The 13,214-nt window shown below is 71.8% G+C and carries 14 protein-coding genes and 1 riboswitch; of the genes, 11 read left to right on the forward strand and 3 right to left on the reverse strand.

Annotated features, from left to right (window positions below; all coding sequences use genetic code 11):
- Positions 1-94: 94 nt before the first annotated feature.
- From BLQ50_RS00420 to BLQ50_RS00450, 7 genes are all read left to right on the forward strand, one after another.
- The gene (locus BLQ50_RS00420) at positions 95-499 is read left to right on the forward strand and encodes a TOBE domain-containing protein (protein WP_093180379.1); all 405 of its coding nucleotides are present in this window, start codon (positions 95-97) and stop codon (positions 497-499) included.
- The gene (gene modA / locus BLQ50_RS18885) at positions 496-1,377 is read left to right on the forward strand and encodes a molybdate ABC transporter substrate-binding protein (RefSeq protein WP_245700805.1); all 882 of its coding nucleotides are present in this window, start codon (positions 496-498) and stop codon (positions 1,375-1,377) included. Before BLQ50_RS00420 ends, modA begins: the two co-directional genes overlap by 4 nt.
- Positions 1,374-2,207, forward strand: a complete 834-nt coding sequence (locus BLQ50_RS18890; protein WP_245700806.1) for an ABC transporter permease — start codon at positions 1,374-1,376, stop codon at positions 2,205-2,207. The genes modA and BLQ50_RS18890 overlap by 4 nt, the downstream gene beginning before the upstream one ends.
- Positions 2,204-3,439 carry a sulfate/molybdate ABC transporter ATP-binding protein gene (locus BLQ50_RS00435; protein WP_245700807.1) on the forward strand — a complete coding sequence of 412 codons (1,236 nt, stop codon included), beginning with the start codon at positions 2,204-2,206 and terminating at the stop codon, positions 3,437-3,439. The genes BLQ50_RS18890 and BLQ50_RS00435 overlap by 4 nt, the downstream gene beginning before the upstream one ends.
- Before the next feature lie 101 nt (positions 3,440-3,540).
- Positions 3,541-4,506, forward strand: a complete 966-nt coding sequence (locus tag BLQ50_RS00440; RefSeq protein ID WP_139185641.1) for a hypothetical protein — start codon at positions 3,541-3,543, stop codon at positions 4,504-4,506.
- Positions 4,507-4,609: 103 nt separating this feature from the next.
- Positions 4,610-4,873, forward strand: coding sequence for a GlsB/YeaQ/YmgE family stress response membrane protein (locus tag BLQ50_RS00445; protein ID WP_093180383.1), 264 nt, complete (start codon positions 4,610-4,612; stop codon positions 4,871-4,873).
- A gap of 522 nt (positions 4,874-5,395) precedes the next feature.
- Positions 5,396-6,100, forward strand: a complete 705-nt coding sequence (locus BLQ50_RS00450) for a hypothetical protein (RefSeq protein ID WP_093180385.1) — start codon at positions 5,396-5,398, stop codon at positions 6,098-6,100.
- A gap of 190 nt (positions 6,101-6,290) precedes the next feature.
- Here the strand turns inward: BLQ50_RS00450 and BLQ50_RS00455 are convergent, their stop codons facing one another.
- Together BLQ50_RS00455 and BLQ50_RS00460 are read right to left on the reverse strand one after the other, a co-directional pair.
- Positions 6,291-7,130, reverse strand: a complete 840-nt coding sequence (locus BLQ50_RS00455) for a PP2C family protein-serine/threonine phosphatase (RefSeq protein WP_093180387.1) — start codon at positions 7,128-7,130, stop codon at positions 6,291-6,293.
- Positions 7,127-8,440 (reverse strand): RDD family protein, encoded by a 1,314-nt coding sequence (locus BLQ50_RS00460; RefSeq protein ID WP_175558955.1) that lies wholly within the window; start codon positions 8,438-8,440, stop codon positions 7,127-7,129. Before BLQ50_RS00460 ends, BLQ50_RS00455 begins: the two co-directional genes overlap by 4 nt.
- Before the next feature lie 346 nt (positions 8,441-8,786).
- Here BLQ50_RS00460 and BLQ50_RS00465 point away from each other — a divergent pair, with 346 nt between their 5' ends.
- From BLQ50_RS00465 to pnuC, 4 genes are all read left to right on the forward strand, one after another.
- A complete protein-coding gene (locus tag BLQ50_RS00465) occupies positions 8,787-9,395 on the forward strand; it encodes a flavin reductase family protein (protein ID WP_175558956.1) in 609 nt (202 codons plus the stop codon).
- A 130-nt stretch (positions 9,396-9,525) separates the two neighbouring features.
- The gene (locus tag BLQ50_RS00470) at positions 9,526-9,999 is read left to right on the forward strand and encodes a cupin domain-containing protein (protein ID WP_093180393.1); all 474 of its coding nucleotides are present in this window, start codon (positions 9,526-9,528) and stop codon (positions 9,997-9,999) included.
- Positions 10,000-10,002: 3 nt separating this feature from the next.
- Positions 10,003-11,217 (forward strand): acetamidase/formamidase family protein, encoded by a 1,215-nt coding sequence (locus BLQ50_RS00475; protein WP_175558957.1) that lies wholly within the window; start codon positions 10,003-10,005, stop codon positions 11,215-11,217.
- Positions 11,177-11,305: riboswitch (FMN riboswitch) on the forward strand. Its footprint overlaps the gene before it by 41 nt.
- A 172-nt stretch (positions 11,306-11,477) precedes the next feature.
- Entirely contained in the window at positions 11,478-12,152 is a 675-nt protein-coding gene (gene pnuC / locus BLQ50_RS00480; RefSeq protein WP_093180395.1) for a nicotinamide riboside transporter PnuC, read from the forward strand.
- Between the two features lie 224 nt (positions 12,153-12,376).
- On the opposite strand, the gene BLQ50_RS00485 is transcribed toward pnuC, so the two are convergent.
- Complete coding sequence (locus BLQ50_RS00485; protein WP_093180397.1) at positions 12,377-13,153, reverse strand: HAD-IIB family hydrolase; 777 nt, start codon at positions 13,151-13,153, stop codon at positions 12,377-12,379.
- Positions 13,154-13,214: the final 61 nt, after the last annotated feature.

The following is a 13,214-nucleotide window of genomic DNA, read 5'->3' on the forward strand; positions in this document are numbered from 1 at the left end:
GTGTCCCCCTGGACAACCCAGTCCCGGTTGCGATTCCGCGCGAGCGGGACCATCGTCCTTTTTTCCCCGCATCTGCGGTGCTAATCTTCCGGCCATGGCTCAGTACCGGATTAGCGAAGCGGCCCAGCTGCTCGGCATCAGCGACGACACCGTGCGCCGCTGGGTCGACTCGGCAGACCTCGACGTGAGCATGGACGACTCCGGCCGGCGGGTGATCGCCGGCGCCGACCTCGCCGCCCGCGCGGTCGAGCTGGCGCAGGCGCCCCGCGATCCGTCCACGGTCGGGCGCAGCGCCCGCAACCGCTTCGTCGGCCTGGTCACCCGGGTCGTCATGGACCAGGTCATGGCGCAGGTCGAGATCCAGGCCGGGCCGCACCGGGTGGTCTCGCTCCTGTCAGCCGAGGCCGTCCACGAGCTGGGGCTCGAGGTCGGGTCGCTCGCCGTCGCCGTCGTCAAGGCCACCAATGTCATCATCGAGACGCCGGGAGGCACGCAGTGACCGCACCATCCACCGCCATCGTTGCATCCACCGCGACAGCGTCGGCCCGACTACGGCGGACGACCGCCGCCCTCGCGCTGCTCACCGCTGCGTCGCTGCTGGGCGCGTGCAGCGCCCAGTCGCAGCCCGACGGCGCACCCGGGGCGACGGGGTCGACCGGGACGACGTCGGGCACCGGCGCCGCGGCCGGCCCAGAGCTGACCGGCGAGCTCACCGTCTACGCCGCCGCCTCCCTCACCGCGGCCTTCGACGACCTCGCCACCCGGTTCGAAGCGCTCAACCCGGCCCTCGACGTCCAGCCGATCGTCTACGACGGCTCCTCGACGCTGGCCACGCAGATCGTCGAGGGCGCCCCGGCCGACGTCTTCGCCTCCGCGGACGAGAAGAACATGACGGTCGTCTCCGACGCCGGCCTGCTCGCCGATCCCGCGCAGCTCTTCGCCTCCAACACCCTCGTCATCGCCTTCCCGCCGGGCAACCCCGGCGGTGTGACCGGCCTCGACGACCTCACCAAGGCCGACCTGTCGGTCGTGCTCTGCGCCGCCGAGGTGCCGTGCGGCGCCGCATCACAGCGCCTGCTCGCCGCCGCCGGGCTCACGGTGACCCCCGCGAGCGAGGAGCAGAACGTCACCGCGGTGCTCACCAAGATCAAGGCCGACGAGGCCGACGCCGGGCTCGTCTACGCGACCGACGTAGCCGCCGCGGGCGCCTCGGTCGAGTGGATCGTCCCGGCTGGCGCCGCGGACGTCGTCAACCACTACCCGGTCGCCACCCTCGCCGGAGCGGGGAACCCGACGGCGGCCGCCGCCTTCGTCACCTACGTGCTCAGCGCGGACGGACAGGCCGTGCTCGCCGGGTACGGCTTCAGCGCACCGTGAGCCACCCGGCGGGGGTGGCGCGCGGCGTCGGGCAGCGCTCTCCTGGAACGGTGCCGCGGGCGCTCTATCTGCCGGCCGCGCTCGGTCTGTGCCTGCTCGTCCTGCCGCTCGCGGGGCTGGTTGCGCGCGTCGACTGGGCGACGCTGCCGGCCGACATCACCTCCCCCGAGGCACTCAGTGCCCTGGGCCTCTCCCTGCGCACGGGGCTCGCCGCGACCGCGGTGTGCCTCGTGCTCGGGCTGCCGCTCGCGCTCGTCATCGCCCGCAGCCCGGCGCGCACGGCCGGGGTGCTGCGCGCGCTCGTGACGATCCCGCTCGTGCTGCCGCCGATGGTCGGCGGGATCGCGCTGCTCTTCCTGCTCGGGCGCAACGGGCTGCTCGGGCAGGTGCTCAACGTCTGGGGCGTGCGTCTGCCCTTCACCACGGCCGCCGTGGTCATCGCGCAGTCCTTCGTCGCCCTGCCGTTCCTCGTGCTGTCCGTCGAGGGAGCACTGCGCACCGCGGGCACCAGCTACGAGCACGTCGCGGCGACCCTCGGGGCGAGCCGGTGGACCGTGTTCGTGCGGATCACGCTGCCGCTCGTGCGGCCCGGCCTGGTTGCCGGCACGGTCCTGTGCTTCGCCCGGGCGCTCGGGGAGTTCGGCGCGACCGCGCTGTTCGCCGGGAACGCGGCGGGCACCACCCGGACCATGCCGCTGGCGATCTACACGGCCTTCAACGGGGCTGGGGTGAGCCAGGGGTCGGCCGTCGCGCTCTCCCTCATGCTGCTGGTCGTCGCGGTCGTCATCCTGGTTCTTGTGCGCGGCTGGCAGCCGGGGGCGGCGCGGTGAGCGGGGAGCGCGGCGCGGTGAGCGGGGAGCGCGGCGCGGTGAGCGGGGAGCGCGGCGCGGCGCCCGGCGACCCCAGCCCCGAGCGCCGCGGCGCGGTCCTCGATGCCGACCTGCGGGTGAGCCGAGGGACCTTTACGGCGCGCGCGCGCCTCTGCCTCGCCGGCGGCGACGTGCTCGCGCTGCTCGGTCCCAACGGCGCCGGAAAGTCGACGCTGCTCGCCGCCCTCGCCGGTCTGCTGCTGCCCGACGACGGCCACATCCGCCTCGACGGCGCCGACCTGACCCGCGTCACGGCGGCCCCGGACGACGCCCGAGGGCGCGGCCCTCACGTCCTGACCCAGGTCCCGCCGTCGGGCCGCGGCGTCGGGCTGCTGAGCCAGGACCCGATGCTCTTCCCCCACCTCAGCGCCCTCGCCAACGTCGCCTTCGGGCCGCGCGCCCAGGGCGTGACGGCGCGCACCGCGACCGCGCAGGCGGCGCTCTGGCTCGAGCGCGTGGGCCTCGACGGGCTGGGTGACCGCCGTCCGGCCGAGCTGTCCGGTGGCCAGCAGCAGCGGGTCGCGATCGCCCGCGCCCTCGCCGCGGCGCCGCGCCTGCTGCTCCTCGACGAGCCGTTCGCCTCCCTCGACGTCGACACCGCACCGGCCGTCCGTCGGATGCTGCGCGACCAGCTGCGCGCGAGCGGGACGACCGCCGTGGTCGTCACGCACGACGTGCTCGACGCCGTCGTCCTCGCCGACCAGACCGCCGTCCTCGTCGACGGCGAGATCGTCGACGAGGGTCCCACTGCGCGGGTCCTGGTGGCCCCGCGCTCGCCCTTCACCGCGAGCATCGCGGGCGTGAACCTCGTCCTGGGCACGGCCGACGACGGCGCACTGGTCACCGCGGACGGCCTCCGGTTCGCGGGAGCGCACCCGCAGGGTGCGGGCCGGGCCGAGAAGCCGGACGGCGCGCGGGTCAGCCTGCCGGACGGCGCGCCCGTTGCGGCGGTCTTCCGCCCGGCGGCCGTGATCGTCGGGCTGCACCGCCCGGAGGGTGCCAGCCCGCGCAACGTGTGGCCGGCCACGATCACGTCCCTCGAGCACGGGCCGAACGGCATCCGGGTGCAGACCACCGAGCCGGCCGTGGCCGCGGACCTCACCGCGGGGGCGGTCGCCGAGCTAGGCCTGGCCGAGGGCACCCCGGTGTGGTTGTCGGTCAAGGCGACCGAGGTCGCGCTGCATGCGCGCTGATAACCGCGGCGGGCGCCGTTGCAGGTGAGGCACAGCATGGGCTCGGCTCCTAGGACCTCTGGTGGGGTGAGTTCACAGAAATGTCTGAGAAGATTCAACAAATGAGTCTTTCGATCTTTGCTGCGTTGGCCGCCGCCGCCGGGTACGGCGGTGGTTCTGTCGTCCAGGCGATGGCCTCGACACAGGCCGCCGGCCTCAAGGTCTTCCGCCGGCCCGCCTACGCCGTCGGCACCTCCATCACCCTCGTGGCCTGGGCCTTCTCCCTGGTGGCGCTGAAGTATCTGCCACTGCTCACCGTGCAGACCGTGCTCGCCTCCGCGCTCGTGGTCACCGTCCTGCTGGACCGGGCGGTCTTCGGTACCCGGCTGAGGCGCATAGACGTACTGGCCGCCCTGGCGGTCACGGGCGCACTCGCCCTGCTCGCGGTCGGCAGCGGCGCCCAGTCGCGCGTCGCGACGCCCAGCTGGTTCGGCTTCTCGATGCTCGTGCTGCTCGCGGCGCTGATCGTCGCGACGGCCGTGACCTACCGCCGGGCCGACGCCTCCGTGCAGGCCGTGCTCAGCGGCCTCGCGTCCGCGGGCCTGGCCATGTGCGCACGCGCGGCACACGGCTCGGGCGGCTGGATCGACTTCTTCCTCACACCGATGGCGTGGCTGACCATCGGGTTCGCGATCCTGTCCTCGGTGACCTTCTCCCGCGCAGTCGAGCACGGGACGGTCGGCCCGGCCCGTGCTCTGGTCAGCGTCACGCAGGTGATCATCCCGGGGCTCGTGGGAGTGACGATCCTCGGCGACACCGTCCGCGACGGCTGGGGCGCCACGACTCTCGTCGCGGTGCTGATCGCTCTTGTCGGATGCATCATCCTGGCCACCCGCCCCGCCGGAGCGACCCCACACCTGGCCGATGTGCGCGCTCACGCAGCAGGCACGCTGGACTTCGACCCGACGATCTCAGAGGTCGAAGCGCTCCGCACGACCCCGGCCGACATCGTCGCGCTGGACCTTGCCGCGATCGAACGGTTCCCGGCCCCGCGTGTCCACCTCGCGGGACGCGGGCGCACGCGGTAACGATCTCACCGATCTCCTGCGCTCGGCGGCGTTGCGTGCGAAGGTTGGAAAGCGGAGAGCCCGCCTGGGAGATACCTCCCTGACCTGGAGGGACGGTCACCTTATGTGGCTGCTGTCGTGGATCATCATCGGACTCATCATGGGCGCGATCGCCCGCGCTGTACTGCCAGGGCGGGCCAACGGCGGGTGGTTCGTCTCGCTCATCATCGGCATCGTCGGGGCGATCGTCGGCGGGTTCATCGGGCGCAACGTCTTCAACGCCAACCCCAACGACCACTTCTTCAGCCTGGCGACGTGGTTCTGGGCTTTCATCGGCGCACTCATCGTGCTCGCCGTCTGGGGCGCCCTCTCCCGCAAGAAGACCTGACCGGGCCGCAGCAGCCAGCTGCCCCCGCCCCTGCCATCCCGTGCCCCCACCCGCGCCGCGGCACGGCGCGGCACCTGTCAGTCCTACCAGCCAGCCCTCCCTCATGGGTCGTCTATTTTGCTTGGGGTCGTCTATCTGAATAGACGACCCCAAGCAAAATAGACGACCCATGAGGTCTTGAGCCGGCGAACAGGTCGGGCCCGGCAGTTATCCACAGGTCGGGGATCGGCGGGTGCATCCGCCAGCGTCAGGCGCAAGGATCAGGTGGTGCCCCGCCGACCAGGTCCCGCCTCCCCCGCGCAGCTCAACCGGATGCCTCTCCCCCGCGTCCATCTCGCTCGCAGCTATACCCGCTCGCATGTGGCCGAACGGGTGCGGAGCCGCGCGTGGGAGCAGGTCCGCCCAGGCGCATACGTGGACGCTCTCCCGGGCGAAGAACCCCATGCACGACGGCGCAGGCACGCACTCGCGCGAATCGTCGCGCTCGCGGAGCAGAGCTCAGGGCCCCTGACCTTCAATCTGGTGTCCGCCGCCCTGCTCTGGGGCCTGCCACTGCTGATCATGTCGCCCCAGACGCACATCGTGCAGCGCTCTCGCCCCACGGGTCATGGCGCTCTGGACGTCGTCCGGCACCACCCGCGACTCCCGGAGGAGCACCGCACCACCCAGCACGGGCTGTCCGTCACGACACTCGAGCGCACTCTCATCGACTGTGCGCAGGCCCTGCCGCCGCTGGCCGGTCTCGTCGTGGCGGATGCGGCCCTGCACATCGGAGCAGACCCGGATGTCTGCGCGGAGATCCTCGCGTCCCGGCTCCGTCAGCAGGGTGTGGTGAGGGCGCGCGAGATCCTGGCTCTCGCCGACGCCGGCGCGGAGTCTCCGGGAGAGACCACGGTGCGCTTCACCCTGCTGCAGCTCGGACTGCCCGTCCCCGAGACCCAGATTCGCATTCCGACGCACACGGGGACCTTCTGGGTGGACCTCGGGTGGCGCGAGTCCCGTCTGCTCTGCGAGTACGACGGGCGGACCAAGTACGGCGCGAACGGCACCGCGTCAGAGGCCGTCATCTCAGAGAAGCGCCGTCAGGACGCGATCGAGGAAGAGGGCTGGCGGATGCTCCGGGTCGTCCGAGAAGACCTCCGATCACGCCCGTCGTTCCTCCGACGTGTCCAGCGGTGGATGCCCGACGTCGTCCTCTGCCCCCGCCCCGTCCTCAACGCCTCCTGACGGTCCCCCGCACAGTCTCACCTGTGAGCCAGCGAGCTGCATCCCCCCACCCAGATAACCGGCAGGTCGCCGCCCCCTCCCCTGAGAGACACCTATGGGTCGTCTATTTTGCTTGGGGTCGTCTATCTGAATAGACGACCCCAAGCAAAATAGACGACCCATGAAAGGCGGGGTGATGCCGCGCGGGGGCTTAGGTCGCCGGGTGGGTGGGGATGGTGTCCTCGATCGAGGCGTCGTCCCCGGAACCGGCGGCCAGGCGTTGCCACAGGCCGCCCGGGTCGTCACCGCGGGCGATCTGCACGACGTCGACGACGACCGCGGTGATGTTGTCGCGGCCACGCTCGGCGAGGGCACGGGCGACGAGCTCGGCCGCAGCCGTCTGCGGATCGTCATGCGCCAGCAGGACGTCGCGGATCTCGTCGTCGGTCAGTTCCCCGGTGAGCCCGTCCGAGCAGGCCAGGTACCGGTCGCCCACCCGCGCCGGAACGGACCACACGTCCGGCTCGGAGTCTGCCGTCGGGCTGATCGCTCGGGTGATGACGTTGCGCTCAGGGTGCGTGCGCGCCTCGAGCGCCTGGATCGCGCCGGAGTCGATGAGCTCCTGGACCGTCGAGTGGTCCTTGCTCAGCTGCTCGAGCACCCCCTGGCTCAGCCGGTAGGTCCGTGAATCGCCGATGTTGACAACGACGACGGCCGCCTCGCCGTCCACGCTGCTCACCCCGATGCCGGTGAGCGTCGACCCGCCGGACAGTCCCGACGGCTCGAAGTACTCGCTGATCGACTGCCGGGCATGCGTGACGGCCTGACGGACCTCGTCCTCGGAGACCGAGGGCTGCTCGACGAAGCGGGCGAAGGACGCGACGACCATCGCTGAGGCGATGTCCCCGGCGTCGTGCCCGCCCATGCCGTCGGCCACGAGGAAGAGCGGCGGCGAGGCCAGCAACGAGTCCTCGTTGTGCCGGCGCACGGCACCCTTGTCCGTCGCCGCACCCCACCTCCCGGTGAACGGTGAGCGCCCGGCTAGGGTCACCGAGGGTCCCGCAGGAAGGTCTCGCCCGCGTCGGCGAAGTCTTCCTGAGGAGTGGTGACCCGCGCGAGGGTGAAGGAGTGCTCACCGACCGTGACGGTCGAGCCGTAGGCCACCAGTACGGCAGTGCCGGCGATGAGCGGGACCGCCGTACCGTCGGGCACGATCACGGTCGACCCGTTGGTCGAGCCGAGGTCGGTGACCCGCACCCCGGACGCCTCGACCTCGTAGGACAGGTGCGACTTGGACACGGTCCGGGTGACGTCCGTGATGGTCAGGAGGGCCGGCTCAGGAGCGACCGGAGCCTCCCCCTCCCGGGCGGGGCGCGGCATGCGGCCGATCGTGCCGGCACCGGTGACCTCGCGGACGTCACCTGAGTCGAACGTGAAGGCGGCGCGGGGCGGGGCGGGGGGTGCAGGCGGTGCGGGCACGGCCGCGACCGGCTGCGCGACGGGCTCGGCGACCGGTGGCGGCGGGACCGGCGCAGACAGCCGGCCGGCCGGGTGCAGCGGCGCGCCGTCCAGGCCGACGAGCACCGGGACCCCCGCGAAGGGCTGGTCGGGCGGGGCGAAACCGCCCGCGCTCTGCTGACTGAACTGGGTGCCGTGCTGACCGGAAGAGATGGCAGTCAGACCGGGGGCACCCCACCCGGCGTCCGCCCCGGGGGCGCGGCCCGCGCCGCCCGTGTCGTAGGCGGAGGCCGGGCGCTCCGGGGCGAGCTCACCCTGCTGGGCCAGGAACGGATCCCGGCCGGCGACGACGTCGAGCAGGATGAGGTTGGTCGACGAGTCGTACCAGGCGCTACGGTCGCCGCGCTTGTTCGTGAGGATCTGTACGACCGCGATGATCCAGCCGATCAGGACCGCTCCGCCGAGACCTGCCAGCAGGAACCTGCCCCAGGCCGCTGGACCCGGCGCGCCACCGGTACGCGCGTCGACCAGGCGCAGGCCCATGGCCTTCTTGCCGGGGCTGGCCCCGGTCCGGGCGAAACCGGCGGCGACGACCACGAAGCCCGCGAGCCAGGCCAGACCCAACGCGGCCCCGAGCACGACGAGCGCAGGGAGCTCCTTGGCCAGCCCCACCTGCAGGGACACGCTCGCGCAGCCGACCGGCAGTCCGGACGCGAGCCCCTCGAGCACGGCCGAGCCGGTCCGCCGGCCGGGGGCGGCGGGGACACAGCCGACCAGCGCAGGCGGAGGCCCGACGGGCCTGCCGTAGGGGGCATACGACCCCTGGGCCGCCTGCGGGACGAAGGGCTGCGCCGGGCCCGGCTGCACGGAGAAGGGCTGCGGGGGGCCTGGCACGGACGACATGGAGGGCTCCTTCGGCAGGACCGGCAAGACCGGTAGATCGAGGGCCACTCTACGAGGTTCGCTGCCCGGATGTTTCACCCGCTCCGCTGCCGGCCCCGAGCCCCTGAGGTCGCGCTGGCCACAAGCCATCACGTACGTCGTCTTCCACAACGTTTACCCGCCGGAAACGCGTCCGGCCCTGGCGGAAACATTCGGCACCTACCGTGAATGTTGATGTCATCAACATCGGCGACGCGCGCGTCGCCGAAGACGTCGAATGCGCTCGGGCAGCCCCGTCCGAGCACGCGCCACACGATCCGCAAACACAGATCCGCAGAACACATCCAGGGAGACGAGGAGGTTCACCGTGACGACCCTTGCACTTGCACCGGGACACGCAGTGACCACGCCGATGGCACCGGCCTTGACCTCAGAGCCACCCCGCACCACCCCCTCCGAGCAGCCGGCGCCGGACGTGCGCACGGCCTACCGCGACGCCATGTCCACCCTCGCCGGTGGCGTCTGCGTCATCACGACCGACGACGGCGACACCCCGACGGGCCTGACCGTCACGACGGGTTTCAGCGTGAGCATGGATCCCCCGATCTTCGGGGTGTGCGTGGACAACGCCTCTCGGACCCTGCCGGCCCTGCTCGCCCGGGGCGCCTTCGTCGCCAACGTGCTGGGCGGCGACGCCGCGCACGTCGCAAGCAGTTTTGCGAGCCGCGCACCCGACAAGTTCGTGGCGGCGTCGGGCCCCATCATCCGGGGCACGACCGCGAGCGGGCTGCCCTGGCTCCCCCAGGACAGCCTGCGCGGCGTGGAGTGCGAGATCACCCAGACGATCACGGCGGGCGACCACACGATCATCCTCGCGACAGTCCGTCAGGTGCACGCCTCCCAGGGCGACTGCGCGCACAGTCTGGGCTACCTCGCCCGCGCCTTCCACCCGCTGGCCCTCGCGCCCACGGTCTGACCGACAGCCGAACCCGCCGACCGACCTGCCTCGGACCCGCCGGGCGGCGGCACCAGCCGCCGCCCGGCACGACGTCGGGCATCGCACCCGGCGCACCCATCCACCACTCCCGCTTCTCGAAGGGCCTCCCATGACCGGCGCAGCACCCATCATCCGCAAGCTCACCGACATCCCCGGCTACCTCATCTCTCCCGAGGACACCGTCCGACTGGCCGAGCTCGCCGGCCCCTCACACGGGACCAGCACGAGCGTCTTCCTCGAGATCTGGGAGCCGGGCGGCGCGCAGCCGCTCAACTCCCACGAGGACTCCGCCGAGATCTTCATCGTGCTCGCCGGCGAGGCCGAGGCGCACAGCGACGACGACGCCGTGAACCTCGTGGCCGGGGACGTGCTCATCCTGGCGCCCGGCTCCGAGCACCGGATCATCAACACCTCCGCGACGGACCGCCTCTACACGATCACGATCATGGCCAACGACGGCGGCTTCGCCAAGCTCGTGACCGACGGCATCACAGCGCCGCTGACCACCCAGGACCTCGGCTACCTCGTGCGGTCACTGGCCCCCGAAGCCGACGCAGCCACCGACGCCACTGTGGCCGCCTGAGAGATGACCACCACGGCCGAGCGGATCCCCGTCCTGCAACCCCTCTCGACGGGGATCGAGATCCCCGGGCACGGCCGCGGCTCGCGCCCGGGCTACCTCCCCGCAACGCCACGCACCGTGCTGTGGGGCCGGCTGCCCTGCGCCGACGACTCCCCCGTGCTGAGCATCAACGCGGGGGAGTCGCTGTGGATCGACACCGTGAGCCACGAGGGCATCCTCGAGGACCAGGGTCGCGACCCGGTGACCTTCTTCGGCGGCCACGGCGTGCCCTCCTCCGACGTGCTGCACGACGCCGTACGGGTCGCCGCGGAGGTCCCGCGCGACCCGCTCGGCGACGGACCGCACGTCGTGACCGGGCCGATCGAGATCCGCGGCGCCCGGGTGGGCGACGTGCTCACGATCACCGTGCTCGACCTCGAGCTGCGCACCGGCTACGGCATCGTCTCCAACCGGCACGGGCGCGGCGCGCTGCCCGTGGAGTTCCCGGTCGGGGGCTCCCTCGACCCGGTCTCGATCCTGTGCACGGTGGACGCGCCGGTCTGGCCGTCTGGTGGGGCGTCAGTTGGGGGCTCCCGCACGAACGGGGCCTCTGGCACGGGCGCCTTCCCGAGCGTCGCCTCCGGTGCGGTGCTCACCGGTTCGATCGCCGCCGGACCCGGCGACCGGCGTCGGGTCCGGTTCCCGCTGCGACCCTTCCTCGGGACCATGGGCGTGGCCGTGGCCGGGACCGAGCGAGCGCACTCCGTGCCGCCCGGCCCGCGCACGCTGTGGGGGGAGACAGAGGAGCTGCTCATCCCGATCGGCCTCGACGTGGACCTGGGCGAGGCCATGCGTCAGGCCACCCGTGGCGCGATCGCGCTGCTCACCGACGCCGGGATGGACCCGACCCACGCCTACGCCTACCTGTCCGCCGCCGGCGACTTCGCCGTCTCGCAGGTGGTGGACCGGGTCAGCGGGGTGCACGGGAAGATCCGCAAGGCGGACCTGGTGGAGCTGCTGGAGGAGCCAGGCGTCGGAGCGTGGGCGCCGTCGTGCCCGGCAACGGGCCGACGGCGCGGCGGGCTGCGGAGCACGCCGCGTCGTCGGGCAACGGCGACGCGCCAGGTCACACGCGGACACATCGTCCTGAGGGACAAGACGTCCCACGGGAATGAAATCGGCGAGCGGTACGCTATCGCCATTGCTTCGGGGTCGGTGAAAGTCCGAACCGGCGGTTAAAGTCCGCGACCCGTCCAGGGCAACCTGGATGGTTGAACCGGTGGAACTCCGGTACCGACAGTCAAAGTCTGGATGGGAGAAGCAGCGGCAGAGCCCTGCCATCGCCCTTTCGGCGACGGCTCCAGGCCCTGCTGCAGAGAGGGTGCGTCCACCGACGCCGCCGCCTCGACGGTTCGCCGTCGACGCCGGAGGGCCGTCTGCGGACCAGCCGTCTCCTCCCTGTGCCTACCCCGGAGTCGACTTCGGAAAAGGTGGACGCAGTGGACCTCATCAGCTGGTTGTTCGACGCTCAGCTGGTCATCGGCGACCAGCACATCCTGTGGCGCGAGATCATCGGGAACGTGTTCGGCCTGATCTGTGCCCTGGGCGGGATGCGCCGCAAGGTGTGGGCGTGGCCGGTGGGCATCGTGGGCAACCTGCTGCTGCTCACGGTCTTCCTCGGCACGGTCTTCAACACCCCCAGCTCCGTCAACCTGCTCGGCCAAGCCGGCCGGCAGGTCATGTTCATCGTGGTGTCGGTATACGGCTGGGTCCGCTGGAGGCAGAGCAAGGCCGACAACGGCACGAGCGTGCAGCCCGACTGGGCTACGGGGCGCCAGCGGGTGTTCATCGTCGTCGCGCTCGTGGGCGGGACGGCCCTGCTCACCCCGGTGTTCCGGGCCCTCGAGTCCTACGAACCGGTGTGGGCCGACGCATGGATCTTCGTCGGCTCGCTCCTGGCGACGTACGGCATGGCGCGCGGGTGGGTCGAGTTCTGGCTGATCTGGGTCGCCGTCGACGCGGTCGGCGTCCCGCTGCTGATCGACGCCGGGTTCTACGCCTCGGCATTCATGTACCTGTTCTACGGGGCGTTCACGCTGATCGGCTTCTTCGTCTGGGCGCGGGTGCGCCGGGCGCAAGGCGTCCCGGAACCGGAGGCGGTCGCAGCAGCCTGACCGCGCGGTGCGACACCTCATGCCGACGGCACGGCACGCAGACGGTGCGGGCCGACGTCGGGCATCGATGCGGCCCCAGGCTGCCCCTTCCGCCGGCACGGGGTCGTCTATTTTGCTTGGGGTCGTCTATCTGAATAGACGACCCCAAGCAAAATAGACGACCCGTCGGTGCCCGGCGGACAGGCGGGCTGCCGGCTGCCGGTCCGGCGGGCCGCCCGCTGGGCTTAGCGCTGGGCGGGGAGCGGGAGGGTCGGGATGAGCTCGTCGAGCAGTGCGGCGGTGTCTTCCCAGCCTTCGACCGCGCGGCACGGAACGCCGAGGGCCAGGACCGGGTAGTCGTTGCCGGCCTCGTCGAGGCGATCGCCGACGAAGAGCATGTCCTGCAGGTCGATCCCGGTGATCTCCGCAAGCTTCGTCATGCCGTAGGCCTTGTCGATGCCCTTGCGCGTGATGTCCACCGACGTGGACCCACCCGAGCGGACCTCGAGGTCGGGCAGCTGCGCGGCGACGGCCTCACGCAACGTGGTCTTCTTCTCCCCGGTGGGGTCCCACGCGGTCTTCGCGGCGACTGGCGCCGCCTGGCCCAGCGCCGAGAACGTGATCTGTGAGCCGCGGTCTTCCAGGATCGGACCCCAGGTCTCGTCCTCCCACAGGCCGAGCTCGCGGGCCGAGCTCTCGACAGCCGCGAGCGCCCGCACCTTCTCGTCCTCGGTCAGGTTCTCGGCGTAGACCTGGTCCCAGTCGCCGCCCGCGTAGCGGTAGTACTGCGTGCCGCAGGTGGGCATGAGGTGCAGGCGGGCGAGCTGCTCCGGCGTGGCGTCGTCGAGCCGCTCGATGAGCTGCATCTGGAACTGTCCGAACTGCCCGCCGGAGATCACGCAGACCTCGACGACGTCGACCAGCGCAAGCAGCAGGGTCGCCATCCGCGGGTCGAGCGGCGACTTGGACGGCGCCAGGGTGTCGTCCAGGTCGAACGCGACGAGCAGGGGTGGGCGGGACACGAGCGCCTCCGAGAGGTGTGCGGGAGCGGGCGCAGGCGCCCGGCGCCGGTGGTGCCCGACG

It is taken from the genome of Sanguibacter gelidistatuariae (assembly GCF_900096585.1).
Classification (GTDB): Bacteria; Actinomycetota; Actinomycetes; order Actinomycetales; family Cellulomonadaceae; genus Sanguibacter; species Sanguibacter gelidistatuariae.

Coding starts and splice junctions, on each gene's coding strand:
- BLQ50_RS00420 (WP_093180379.1), top strand. CDS start 95: ATGGCTCAGTACCGGATTAGCGAAGCGGCCCAGCTGCTCGGCATCAGC.
- BLQ50_RS00440 (WP_139185641.1), top strand. CDS start 3,541: ATGAGTCTTTCGATCTTTGCTGCGTTGGCCGCCGCCGCCGGGTACGGC.
- BLQ50_RS00445 (WP_093180383.1), top strand. CDS start 4,610: ATGTGGCTGCTGTCGTGGATCATCATCGGACTCATCATGGGCGCGATC.
- BLQ50_RS00460 (WP_175558955.1), bottom strand. CDS start 8,440: ATGTCGTCCGTGCCAGGCCCCCCGCAGCCCTTCTCCGTGCAGCCGGGC.
- BLQ50_RS00470 (WP_093180393.1), top strand. CDS start 9,526: ATGACCGGCGCAGCACCCATCATCCGCAAGCTCACCGACATCCCCGGC.
- BLQ50_RS00475 (WP_175558957.1), top strand. CDS start 10,003: ATGACCACCACGGCCGAGCGGATCCCCGTCCTGCAACCCCTCTCGACG.